The organism is Bradyrhizobium sp. MV1.5, from assembly GCF_055807615.1.
The window spans coordinates 17,622-30,275 of sequence record NZ_JBVVPL010000061.1; the positions used below are offsets into that span (position 1 = coordinate 17,622).

Annotated in this window: 6 protein-coding genes; all 6 read right to left on the minus strand. The window is 66.5% G+C overall.

What is annotated here, in order from left to right; genetic code table 11:
- Positions 1-17: 17 nt before the first annotated feature.
- Positions 18-3,527 carry a double-strand break repair helicase AddA gene (addA, locus tag AC0L2J_RS32395; protein ID WP_007603936.1) on the minus strand — a complete coding sequence of 1,170 codons (3,510 nt, stop codon included), beginning with the start codon at positions 3,525-3,527 and terminating at the stop codon, positions 18-20.
- Positions 3,521-6,667 carry a double-strand break repair protein AddB gene (addB, locus tag AC0L2J_RS32400; protein ID WP_473395681.1) on the minus strand — a complete coding sequence of 1,049 codons (3,147 nt, stop codon included), beginning with the start codon at positions 6,665-6,667 and terminating at the stop codon, positions 3,521-3,523. The genes addA and addB overlap by 7 nt, the downstream gene beginning before the upstream one ends.
- A gap of 245 nt (positions 6,668-6,912) precedes the next feature.
- Positions 6,913-7,635: a nucleotidyltransferase family protein gene (locus tag AC0L2J_RS32405; protein ID WP_473395682.1), complete on the minus strand. Its 723-nt coding sequence runs from the start codon at positions 7,633-7,635 to the stop codon at positions 6,913-6,915.
- 124 nt (positions 7,636-7,759) lie between these two features.
- The gene (locus AC0L2J_RS32410; protein WP_473395683.1) at positions 7,760-8,077 is read right to left on the minus strand and encodes a PilZ domain-containing protein; all 318 of its coding nucleotides are present in this window, start codon (positions 8,075-8,077) and stop codon (positions 7,760-7,762) included.
- A gap of 129 nt (positions 8,078-8,206) precedes the next feature.
- Entirely contained in the window at positions 8,207-9,739 is a 1,533-nt protein-coding gene (gene tsaE / locus AC0L2J_RS32415) for a tRNA (adenosine(37)-N6)-threonylcarbamoyltransferase complex ATPase subunit type 1 TsaE (protein ID WP_473395684.1), read from the minus strand.
- On the minus strand, positions 9,736-12,240 hold the full coding sequence (locus tag AC0L2J_RS32420; protein WP_007603931.1) for a sensor histidine kinase: 2,505 nt from the start codon (positions 12,238-12,240) through the stop codon (positions 9,736-9,738). The genes tsaE and AC0L2J_RS32420 overlap by 4 nt, the downstream gene beginning before the upstream one ends.
- Between the last annotated feature and the right edge of the window lie 414 nt (positions 12,241-12,654).

The following is a 12,654-nucleotide window of genomic DNA, read 5'->3' on the forward strand; positions in this document are numbered from 1 at the left end:
GAGATCATGGCGTCAACCTATGAATGGCTCCTTGCCGGGTCAAGGACGCTCACACCGAGATGAAGAGATGCCAGCGCCGCGTCCAGCGCGGGAGCCGAAATCTCCATATATTCAAGGGCCTCGGTCCAGAGCAGGACGGCGCGGACCGGCTTTTGGGGATAAAGCCTCGATAGCACAGCCCGGTATAGCGCCAGCTGCCGGACATAGGCGACGGGCGCCTCAGCGGCGCTCCTGGGAGCCGCTTGATTGGTCTTGAAATCGACGATCAGGACCTCATCCGGGCGAACGACCAGCCGGTCGATCTGGCCGGATACCAGCGCCGGGGCGCGGCCCGGCCGTTCCAGCCGGCCGACGATCGCGACCTCTGCCCGGCTGCCGGCGGCAAACACGGGGGCAAACCGTGGTTCGGCGATCAAGGCGAGCACCTTGTCGGCCAGCGCGGCGCGGTCGGCCTCCGCCCAGTCCGCGGCATTGCGCGACATGAAGCCGAGCGCGGCCTCGCGCCGGCGCTCGGTGGCGATGTCGGGGAGCGATTGCAGCAGCCGATGCACCAGCGTGCCGCGTTGCAGCGCGAGCGCGCGGGACTGCACTGATTCGCCCGACAGAACAGCGCGGCCGTCACTGGACGACTGGCCGGAGGGGCGCACCGGATCGTCGTCGATGGTCTCGCGCGGTGGTCGTGTCAGCAGCCAGTCCGGGAGCGCGGTCGCCTGGTCCAACGAGGCCGCGGGCGTGCCCAGCGCCACGACATCCTCCGGTCGGGAGAAGCGCGTCACCTTGCCCAGCGGCGTCTCGATTGCCTCTTTCGTCAGGCCCGAGCCGGCGAGCCCGGTATCGACGAGATCGTACCAGCTCAGCTTGCGGACCGTCTTCATGTTGCCGGGCATGCAGCCGCCGACGATGAGCCGGTCGGCGGCGCGCGTCATCGCGACGTAGAGCAGGCGGCGATATTCGTCCTCGGTCTCCTCGAGCATCGCCTTGCGGGCGTCGGCGACGGGCTTGGGATCATCCGCCTTGCGTCCGGCCCAGACCACCACCTCGCCGCCATTGCCGCGCGGGACGTGGATCAGCCGCAGCCGCTGCGAATCCGCAGGCGACGATGTGGTGTCGACCATGAACACGACCGAGGCCTCCAGGCCCTTGGCGCCGTGCACGGTCATCACCCGCACCTCATCGCGCGAGATCTCCATGTCACGCTTCACCTCGGTATCGGCCGAGCGCAGCCAGGCCATGAAACCCTGCAGCGACGCAGGCGCCTTGCGCTCGTAATTCAGCGCCAGCTCCAGGAACTCGTCGAGCGCGTCATTGGCCTCATGACCGAGCCGGCGCAGCATGCGCGCGCGTCCGCCGTCGCCCCCGAGCAGCCAGGCGTAGAAGGCGAACGGCGTCTCCTCGCGGGCTCGCATTTCGCAGGCTTCGAGGCGTCGCAACGCCGCAGTGAATGTCTCGCTTGTCGGGGCATGCTCGCCAAGCGCGCGGCGCAGCGATCCCTTGCGATCCCAGGCCAGCTGGAACAGATCGTCGTCATCGAGCCCGAACAGCGGGCTCTTCAGCGCCACCGCGAGCGCGAGATCGTCCTGCGGCAGCAGCAGCGCGTCCGCAAGATTCATCAGGTCGATGATTCCGATGTGCTCGGTGAGCTTGAGCCGATCGGCGCCGGCGACCGGAACGTTGGCGTGCTTCAGCGCCTGGATCACCGCGTCGAACGCATTGCCGCGCCGGCGCACCAGGATCAGCATGTCGCCATAACGCAGCGGCCGGCGTTCGCCCTCGTGCCCGGTCAGCGTGCCGCTCTCGACCAGCCGCTTGATCTCGGTCTGGATCCGGCGCGCGAGCTTGACTTCGGGGCTGGTGGCGGCGACGCCGTCGAACGGCGCGCGCCAGCCCTCGATCTCCTGCCTGTCGTCGGCTTCCGCAAGGTCCCACAGCTCGATCACGCTGGGGCCTGCATCGCCGAGTGCATTGTGCAGGGGGTGACCGGTCTCGAGCGAATGGATGCTCTTGTAGATCGCGGGCTCGCGGAAGACGTGGTCCACCGAATGCAGGATCGCGGCGCCGGAGCGGAACGAATAGGTGAAGGCGACCGGATCGAATTTCAGCCCGGCCGCCGTGAATTTGCGGTGCAGCTCGCGTCGGCGCGCGTCGAATTCCCGGGGCTGAGCACCCTGAAACGAGAAAATCGACTGCTTCTCGTCGCCGACGGCGAAGATGGTGCGGTTCAGGCCTTCTCGCGCGCCTTCGCCGGCGGTGAACTCCGAGATGATGTGCGCGACGATGTCCCATTGCCGCGGGCTGGTGTCCTGGGCCTCGTCGATCAGCACGTGATCGACGCCGCGGTCGAGCTTGTAATGCACCCAGCCCGAGGAAACGCGATCGAGCATCGCCAGCGTCTTGTCGATGAGATCGTCATAGTCGAGCAGCCCGCGCTCCTGCTTCTCGCGGCGATAGTTTGCGGCCGCCGCGGTCGCGATATGGAGCAGGGCCGCGGTGCGGTCCCTCATGGTCACAGCACGGCGCGTCTCTACCAATCCGCCGACGCGCTGCGCCTCGTTCTCGAACAGGCGGGCGACGGACGGGTTGTGATCGCAGAACTTCTTGGTCAGCACCGCCTTGCGCGGCAGCTTTTCGTCCGTGAGGAAGACGCTGAGATAGGCATCGACCTGCGCGGCGCCGGAAAAGACCTTTGCCTCGCGGAGCCGGCAGGCCTGGTCGTTGTCGGACTTGCTGCCCTCCTCCAGCGCAGAGGCGATGTCGTCCCAGCGCGATCGCGGCAGGAACGGACCGTCGACAATCTCCGTCTCGACGTCCTCGATGCGATCGTTCGGGTCCACCCCCAACGCCGCTGCCATCTGCGCGGCAGCCAGCTCCGCGCTGCCGGCTTCATCGGTCCAGGCCATGAAATGATCGCGGCTCAGGCAGGCCTCGCGCACCACCTCCTTGAAGGTGACATCGGCGGCGCTCGCCATTGCGGTCAGCAGCGCGCGACCGGTCACGCTGTCGGGGTCGCGGGCGGCCTCCAGCAGCACCTTCAGATTGGCGCGTTCCATCATGTCGGTCTGGTCGCGCTCGTCGATCACGGCAAAGCGCGCGGGGACATTGGCCTCGAACGGAAACTGCTGAAGCAGGCGAGTGCACAATGCGTGGATGGTCTGCACCTTCAAGCCGCCCGGCGTCTCCAGCGCGCAGGCGAACAGCTTTCGCGCGTCACGGCGCAGCTTTCGATCCGGATGGGGAATCCCGACGTCGCGGATCGCTGCATCGAGTGCCGTGTCGTCGAGCGTCACCCAATGGCCGAGCGTGGTGAACACGCGCTCGGCCATGTTGGCGGCAGCCGCCTTGGTGAAGGTGATGCAGAGGATCTTTTCCGGCGGCACGCCCGAGAGCAGCAGGCGGATCACCCGCTGCACCAGCACATGCGTCTTGCCCGAGCCGGCATTGGCCGACACGAAGGCCGACGCGGTCGGGTCCGATGCGCGCGCTTGCCTGGCGCGCACCTCATCCGGGATGGGGCGCGGTGCCTTCACCATTCCTCGATCCCCAATCCACCGGCCGCAGACCATTCCTTGATCCGGGCGAGATCGTCATAGGCGCCGTAGCGGTTGGTCCACATCGGCAAGTTCAGCGAGGTATAGGGCTGGTTCTCGTCCTCGAAGGCGCGAATCAGTGCCTCGAGCTTGACCCTTGCCTCCGCAGCCGCGGTGTCCGGCGGCTGCGGCTCGTCACCCTGCCTATATCTGAGCTCGAGAATGCGTTCTTCGCCCGGCGGATTGTTGCCGCTCAGGCGAACATAGACGAGCTGGCTCACGGACGCGCCGGCGTCGATGTCGGGAAAGCCGCCCTCGCGCAGGATCGCGGCTTCTAACGTGAGCTGCGGTGACAGGCCCATGCGGACCTGCTTGCCGGTCGGTGGCTGGCCGGTCTTGTAGTCGAGGATGGCGTAGCCGCCGCCCTGGCGCCGTTCGATGCGGTCGGCGCGGGCGGAAAGACGGAAGCTGCGCCCATGGTCGAGCGGGATCGAGATCTCGCCGCGGGTTTCCGCGGCGATCGCCTCGATCACGCCCCGCCGTGCCGTCTCCCATTCGCCGAACCAGCGCGCGATGCGCTGGAAGCGCGGCCACCACAGCGCCCGCGCCTCGGGTCGCTCCATGAGTGGTGCAAAATGTTTTTCGCCGATCGCGCGCAGCACGCGCGCGGGATCGTCGGGCAGATTCGTGGCGTAGCGTTCCGTGAACTCGCCGAGCGCATCATGGATCGCCGAGCCGCGGTCGGCGGCCGACAGCGGCATGTCGACGGGATCGAGCGCGTCGAGCCGCAAAATGTGTTTGGCGTAGATCGTATAGGGATCGCGCAGCCAATCCTCGATCCCGGTCACAGACATCCTGAGCGGCCGGGTCGCGCGTGGCGGTCGCGGCTCGGGCTGCTTGATCGGCCTCACCTCGTCGGGCTGGTCCAGCGCGGCTGCAAACTGCACATAGTTCTCGCCCGCGCGAATGGCCGCCTTCCAGTGCGCATCGCCTGCGACCGCCTCCAACCGGTGCAGGAAGCGCGAGGCGACCGCCGGCGCACCGCCAGCCTTGGCGGAGTGGGTGAGGATGACCTCCTCGCCGCCGAGCAATTGCGCAAAATCATGCGCGGAGAGGCCGATACGGCGTTCCGGCAGATCGAGGCCCAGCTGGTGCCGCATCGGCCGGCTCAGCCACGGATCGATGCGCGGCGTCGGTGGCCAGACCCCCTCGATCAGCCCGCCGACGATGACGCGGTCGGCCTGCATCAGACGTGATTCCAGCGGGCCGTAAATCTGCAGCCGCGCGCCCGGCCTGTCCCGCCGCCGCACCGCGCGATCGCCGAATGCGGTCTGGAAGACGTCTGCGTAGTCGGGCAGCGTGACCATCAGTCCGCTGGTCGTGCCGCCGCGCAGGAGATCGTCAAAGGCGCTCGCGAGCGCGAGGCCTTCGCGCTCCTCGAAGGCCAGCGGGATGCCCTGCTCGTCGCGCGACAGCTCGATCATGATCTCGCGATGCCGGTGCGCGAGCTCGGCGAAGTCATACGGTCTTGATGACGCCAGACTCTCGATCGGCGCCAAGGCTTGTCGCAAGCCATCGATCAGCGCCTGAATGCGATCGAGGTCTTCAGCCTTGAGACGTGCACGCGGCTCGGCCTTGTGCAGGGCGGAGACCTCGCTGCGCCACAGCTTTGCCAGCTCCTCGCGAAAGCGATTGAACTCGCGCAGCAGGCCGGCAGTGCCTGCAGGCGGGCGCGTGCCGCGCAACAAAGCGAGCTCCATGCCTTCGATCGCCGCCTTCCATGCGCCAGGCGCCCGGCCGAGCCGGCACAGCGGATGCTTCAGCATTGCGAGCAGCGTCGGCGGCTCCAGTCCCTTGGTCGCAGCCTCGGCTGTCAGTCGCGCAAAGACGCCGGCGGAGGTCTCCATCAGGACGTCGCCGCCGGAATCGTCGAATGCGAGATCCCACCGTGTCAGCGCGGCCATCACCCGCCGCGCCAGCGCGCGATCGGGCGTCACCAACGCGGCGGATTTTTCGAGGTGCCGCGCCTCGCGCATCGCAATGGCGATGGCGAGCGCTTCCATTTCAGGGTTGGGAGCTTCGACAACCGCGAGGTTCTTCATGCCGCCGGTGATCTTTAAGGCCACATCCGGTTGCTTCAGCCGGTCGTGCCAGATCTCGGTCTTGGCCGACGGCCGCATCGATTCCGACGCCAGCAGATCGCGGCCGCCTTCCGCCGGAGGCTTGAGACTATCGACGTCGCTGCGCTTGATGCCAATGCGATCCAGCAGCGCGTGCATGGCATATTGCGGATGGTTCGAGACCGGATGCTCCGCGAACTTGCCGAGCGAGTCGCGAACGCCGCCGATGCTGCGCCAGGCATCGTCGTCGAGATCGGAATCGAGGCCGGGCAGCACCACGGCGCCATGCGGCAGCGAGGCGACTGCGTGGAGAAATCTTGCCGTGGCCGGCATCGAGCCGGTCGAGCCGGCCGCGATCACGGGGCCATGGGGATGCGCGGTCAGCCGCCTGGCTTCGGCATCGATCAGGAGGTCGCGGCGGGCAGCGGGCTCGATGCGTTTGATTTCGGCGAGATGACCGGGCCAGGCGATGCGCGCGATGCGCAGGAATTCAAGCGAGTGCTGCCAGTACCGGTCGAGCATATCAGGCACGAGGCCATCGAGCGCGCTCCAGTCGACACCGCGCGTGACCATGTCGTCGATCAACCGCGCGAGATCGGACGCCAGTGCCAGCGTCGAAGCGGGGCCGCCGACGACCAGCGGAGACAACACCGGACCCTTGGCCCAGGCCGCGACGAGTTGCGCCAGTGTCAGCCGCCGTTCGAGCTCGCCGAGCCGCGGCGGAATGTCGAGCGGCGTTGCGCCGGAAAACTGTTCGCCCTCATCGGCGAATGCGAGCTCATCCTCGTCGATGTCGCCGAGCGCGACGATGCGCGGCAGCACGACCGCATCCGCCTTCATCTCGTCGAGGAAGATCTCGCGGACGACGCGCATGGCGCGCCGTGTCGGCAGGTACAGCGTGGCATCCGCCAACCGTGCCGGCTCATTGCGCGCCTCAAAGCCCTCGACCAGCCGGCCGTCGAGCAGGCTTGCGACGACGGTGCGCAGGAACGGAACTGAGATGGGAACGCTGAAAACGCGCATGAGCTGCCTGATTCGGGAATCAGGCGCCAATATAGGGAGGCGGACTCAAATGGATATGGGTGGAGGGGAGATAGTCCCCGCTGTTTGCGGCATCCCCGCTCTCGTGCCCCGGACGCAGCGCATCACGCAGTGATGCGCTGCTGAGCCGGGGCCAGGTTGCTTCGTTCCGCAAGTGAGGATGGAGTGGGTCCCGGCTCTGCGGAGCGGCACTACGCGCCGCACCGCGTCCGGAACACAAGAGCGGCTTAAGCCACGCTCTCCAGAAACGCCTCTTCCGCCGCGTGCACGGCATCGGGCGTGCCGACATGCATCCAGACGCCGTCGAGGCGAAGGCCGAACAGCCGCTCCTGCTCGTTGGCACGGTCGAACATCTTGGTCAGCGAGAACTCGCCCGTTGGGGCATCGGCGAAGATCGAGGGCGACAGGATGGCCGCGCCGGCATAGACGAACGGAACGACCTCTTTTTCCTTGCGCTTGCGCAGCGCGCCATCGGCCAGCATGCCGTAATCGCCGCGGCCGCTATAGCCGATGCTGGTTGCCGTCGGCGCCATCAGCAGCAAAATGTCCATCCGCGCGGGATCGAAGTTTTCGGCGAGCCGCGTCAGGTTGGAACGCACGCCGTCGATCCATAGCGTGTCGGAATTGACGTGAAAGAACGGTGCGTCCCCGAGCAGCGGCAGTGCCTTGACCACACCGCCTCCGGTGCCGAGCACCTGATCGCGCTCGTCCGAGATGGTCACGCGCGGATGCTGGCGTGATGCGGTGTGATCGATGATCTGGTCCGGCAGGTAGTGCACGTTGACCACCGCCACGCTCACTCCGGCGTGGGCGAGCTTGTCGAGCACGTGGTCGAGCAGCGGCTGGCCGGCCACCGGAACCATCGGTTTCGGCATTTTGTCCGTCAACGGACGCATGCGTAGGCCGAACCCCGCGGCGAGCACCATGGCTTTGGTCGGTTTGACGGGCATCCTTCGCTTTCTCAGACCTACTGACTTCGCGTTCGCAGCAATCCTAACACGAGGTTCGACTGACCGCACCGCGTCTTGACCGCCTTAGCCACCTGCCGTGACGCTTGTACGACGGGTGTTGCCGTTACGCCCCGATGGGTGTGGAACGCGCCTTTTTCTTCTTGTCGCCGAGCTTGAGAAAGTTGACGCCGATCTGGTCGCCATTGACCCAGGAAAGCTCGCAACGTCGGTACGCAAGTCCGGTGGACGACAGCAGCAGAAAAAACTCCTTCAGATGCAGGCCTTCGACCGAGCCGTCGATGGTCAGCTTGGCGCCGCTGTCGGAGACGTCCTCCATGGTGCAGTCGCGCCGCCATGTGCCGTCGATACCCATCATCTGGGCCGCGATCCCGCGCTCGAAAACAACCCGGCTGTTGCCGCGCTGGTCCGTCTTCACCGCCATCTGCCCTGCTCCAGCCCCGTAATCATCCGGCTGCGTCGCCCCCAGATTACCGGCGTCTTGGCTAACAGCCGGTAAATCGGGCCCCGAATCAGCCTTTTCCGCCCCTAATAGCCTTTTCAGCCTTGGGCCTCAGCCGTGGGCCTGCCTTTGGGGCGGCGGGGCATTGGCGAGATACCAGTCGCGCAGATGAGCGAGTGCGGGATGCGCCAGGGAGCGCTGGAGATAGGTCCAGATCCGCGGCTGGTGACGCAGATAATGCGGCTTGCCGTCGCGGCGGTTGAGGCGGGCGAAGGTGCCGAGCAGACGCGTGTTCCGCTGCGCCGACATGATGGCGTAGAGCTCCGCGAAGCCGGCCGCGTCGAAGCTCGCGTCGCTGGCGCGGCGCGCCTTGATGTAGCGCGACAGCAGCGTCAGTTCGATCGCCTCGGGCACGTCGATGCGGGCATCCTGGAGCAGGGACACCACGTCGTAGGATTGCGGCCCCAGCACGGTGTCCTGGAAATCGATCACGCCGACGCGTTCGATGCCGGTGCGATTGCTGAGCCAGATCAGGTTCGGCGAATGATAGTCGCGGATGATCCACGTCTTCGGCGTCGCCAGCGGTTTCTTCAGCAGCTCGCGCCACATCACGAGAAATTCGGCGCGCTTGTCGTCGTCCAGCGGCGCGTTGCGATCGGGCAGGTACCATTCCGGCATCAAGCCGATTTCGATCAGCAGCGCCTCGGTATCGAAGACAGGAATGGCGTAGGTCTGGTCCCCGAGCGGCAGCGTCTCCGGCAGCGTCTTGCCGTGCAGCACGGCCAGTAAATCGACCGCGGCTTCGTAGCGTTCGGCGATCGGGCGCGGCGGATCGCCCTCGATCACGCCGTCGCTGCCGAAGTCTTCGCTGATCAGGAATCCGTGGTCGAGGTCGGAATGGTGGATCGCGGGCGCGGAGATTCCCTGCGCGCGCAGGCCCTCGTCGATGGCGACGAAGGGTTTGATGTTTTCGGCGAGATGCACCGCGGCGCTGTAGGATTTTCCGTTGTACATCGCAGCACCATCCGGGCGCTGCGGAGAATTCATGAGGATGACGATCTCGTCGTCGCGCAGCAGCCGTGCATAGGAGCGGGTCGAGGCGTCGCCCGCCATGCGTTTGCGCGTTGCCTCTATGTAGCCGGATGCATCGAGGAATTCGCGCAGCGCCTGCAGCCGCGCGACGATGGCGGCGGCCTTGCCATGACCGGTGATGTCGGCGGCGCGCGCATTCGAGCCCAGTGCCGGCCGGTGCGTCAACGCGATGTCGATGCGGTCTTGAGGCATCGCCGACGGCGCGCGCTCCGGCCATTCGATCAGGACGAGGGTTGCTTCCGGCAGCGGCGACAGCCCGATCTCTTCGAGCTCGCTCTCGTCCTCGATGCGGTAGAGGTCGGCATGCATCACTGGGAATGGCGGCAGCTCGTAGCCCTGCACCAGCGTGAAGGTCGGGCTCGGTACTTCCAGTGCGTCATCGCCGGCGAGGTAGCGGATCATGGCCCGCGCCGCCGCGGTCTTGCCGGCCCCGAGATCGCCGGTGAGCGTGATGACATCGCCGGGACCGATCAGCAGCGCGACGTCGGCCATCAGTTGCGCAGTCGCCGTCTCGTTGTGGAGCGCGACGGAGAATGTGGTTGGCGCACTCATTCGGCGGCGTCGCGATGCGCCGCCTGGTCGGTCGGGAAATCACAGATCACGACCGTGCCCCTGCCCACGATCGAATCGACCCGGATATTGCCGCCATGCAGCTCGACGAAGGAGCGCACCAGCGACAGGCCGAGCCCGGCGCCGCGATGACGCGAGCCCTGCGAGCGGCTCTCGAACCAGTTGAATACCTTGTCCTTCATGTCGGCAGGTATTCCAGGCCCGGAATCTGTCACGGTGAAGACCACACTGCGTTCGGTGCGGCGGGCGCTGATGCCGACGGTGGAATCCGGTGGAGAAAACCCGACGGCGTTGGCGAGGAGGTTATAGAGCACCTGCACGACGCGCTTCTCGTCGCCGGTGAAGCTGCCGACATCGGGCGCGATCTCGACCTTGAGGCGGATGCGGTCGGTGGCAAGCCGGTCCTGGAGACCCTCGGCGGCGAGCTCGATGGTCTTGCTGACGTCGACGGGGCCGAGTTCCAGCTTCATGGCACCGGCGTCGATGGTGGCGAGATCCAGGATGTTGTTGGTCAGCGCCAGCAGCGCATTGGTCGATTTGGTGACGTAGTCGAGATACTCGGCCTGTTTCGGCGTCAGCGGCCCGGTCGAGGGATCGCTGAGGAAATGCGCGAAGCCGATGATGGTGGTGAGCGGGGAGCGCAGCTCGTAGGAGACGTGGTGGACGAAATCCACCTTCATCTGGTCGGCCGCCTCCAGCGCCTCGTTGCGCTCGCGCAGCGCGCGCTCGACGTTCTCAGTATCGGTGATGTCCTGGAACGTCAGCATCGTGGCGCCGTCGTGCAGGGGCCTGATCATGCCGTCGAGCACGCTGCCGTCCTTGCGCTCCAGCTTCAGCGGAATGTCGGCGCGGCTCTCGATCGAGGTGACGGCCTCGCGGATCTGTCGCCAGACGATCGCGTCGTCGAACAGCTGATGGCACCAGCCCTCGACCGTCTGGATGTGCGGCTCGTCGCGCATGGCGTCGGCGGACAGCTTCCACATCCGAACGAAAGCCGGGTTGAACAGCTGCGCCTTGCCGTTGCTGCCGAACACCGCGACGCCCTCGGCGAGGCTATCCAGCGTCTCGCGCTGGACGCGGATCATGCCGTCGAAGCGGCGGGCGAGCTCGAGGCTCTCGGTGACGTCGTCGAACAGATAGGTGACGCCGCCTTCCGGGTTCGGCGTGGTGACGACGGAGAGCGCGCGCCCGTCGGGCAGGTACCAGGTGTCCTTGGCAGCCTCGACCGCGCGATAGGCCTCGTGCAGCTTGGCCTTCCAGGCGCGGAAGTCCGGCTGCTCCGGCAATTTGCGCGAGGAGCGGAGCTTGTCGAGCACGCTGGAATCATCGGGGTTGGCGTCGAGAAAGGTGCGGTCGAGGTCCCATAGCTGGCGGTAGGAATCATTGTAGAAGGCGAGCCGGCGCTGGCCGTCGAACACGGCAACGCCGGAGGAGAGCTGGTCGAGCGTGCGGCGATGCGCCTCCGCCATCCGCACCAGCGCCGAGCTCAAGGCATCTGCCTCGCTGGCATCGATGGCAACGCCGACATTGCCGCCGCCGACATTGACGGCGCGCACGTCGTAGATGCGCCGCTCGCCGCCGATCACGATCGGCAGCCGCGAGGTGAAATTGACCGCTTCCTTCAGCCCCCGCTCCATCGCTGTCCGGTCGGCGCTGTCGAGCAGCTCGAGCTTGCGCTCCTGGGCGTCGGTGATGCTGGCCGCCTCGGTCGCACGGACATAGGCAGGGTTGGCGTAAGTCAGCGCGCCGTTCTCGCCCTTGGCCCAGATCGGCCACGGTGCGGCGGTCGCGAAGCCGCGCAGCATTTCCGTCTCGTCGGAAAGGGCCTTGTAACGCAGATTGGTCTCAGCCAGATCGCGGCGGAGCCCTGAGAGTTCGCGAATCCTGACGATGGCCTGGCCCCCGATGGCGCGGCCGATGGCCTCAAGCGTGTGGCCATGCGCGGTGGTGAGCGTCAGCTGGAACCCGTCGCCACGGTCGCGCAACGCATCGACGGCGTGATCCATCCGGAGCGCCGGTTCCGGCGGCAGCCAGGTTCCAAATGCGAGCACGCGCTGTGGAGAGGAGTCGCGCGGCAGCACCAGGGAGATGTCACCGGAGATCTGCGCGCGATTGTCGCCGGCCGGCCAGGAGATCAGGATCTGCGGTTCGGCGAACAGCAATGCGCCGAAGCGGTCGGCCTGGAGCTGGAGTTCCCCGATCCGGGCGCGCAGCCGCGCCTCGTTCTTCGCCGTGCGCACGCGTGTGCGCATCAGTAGGATCGCGGCGACCACCGAGAAGCCGAGCAGGGCCAGCGCGGTGGCCAGCACTGCGAGCTCCTGCCGGTTGAAATCCAGCAATGTTGAGAGTGTGTCGACGAGGTCGGCGGCCTCAGCCGGCGCAGCCGGCAGCAGCGCCGCGAGAGCGCTTCCCAACAAGCCGTGGCGCACGAGCGATGTGCACGACAGCAGCGTCCGACGCATCGACACGATCACGCCTGACATAGTTGCCCCAAGATCGCACGAATTTGCGCGCGGCGACCCCCGTCGCGCGCGAATCAAACGACAATACCCTCACCGTGACTCCACCGGTAAGAGTCCAGATCGTGAACGCAAAGGCGGTCCCAAAAAAATGCGGGGCGCGGTGTTCCAGTTCACGTAGTTCCTCGGGTGGTTCGGCGGAAATTGCCGTGCGCTAGCGTGTCGGATTGCTTGCCCCCGAAGCCGGTGCGCTCCCTCCCTCGCTTGCGGGGGAGGGTCGGGGAGAGGGTTTCTCGGCAACGGGACAATTCCCCAGAGGGTAGAACCCTCACCCGCGCCTTCGGCGCGACCTCTCGCGCAGGCGAGGGCTTTGCTTAATTGGCCGAGCGGGAGTGAGGCTCGATGTGGGGCATTTTTTTGTGCGTGCTCGGATAGCGC

Excerpts from the sequence above, each read along its gene's own strand:
- addA (WP_007603936.1), bottom strand. The coding sequence starts at position 3,527 with ATGGTGAAGGCACCGCGCCCCATCCCGGATGAGGTGCGCGCCAGGCAA.
- addB (WP_473395681.1), bottom strand. The coding sequence starts at position 6,667 with ATGCGCGTTTTCAGCGTTCCCATCTCAGTTCCGTTCCTGCGCACCGTC.
- AC0L2J_RS32405 (WP_473395682.1), bottom strand. The coding sequence starts at position 7,635 with ATGCCCGTCAAACCGACCAAAGCCATGGTGCTCGCCGCGGGGTTCGGC.
- AC0L2J_RS32410 (WP_473395683.1), bottom strand. The coding sequence starts at position 8,077 with ATGGCGGTGAAGACGGACCAGCGCGGCAACAGCCGGGTTGTTTTCGAG.
- tsaE (WP_473395684.1), bottom strand. The coding sequence starts at position 9,739 with ATGAGTGCGCCAACCACATTCTCCGTCGCGCTCCACAACGAGACGGCG.
- AC0L2J_RS32420 (WP_007603931.1), bottom strand. The coding sequence starts at position 12,240 with ATGTCAGGCGTGATCGTGTCGATGCGTCGGACGCTGCTGTCGTGCACA.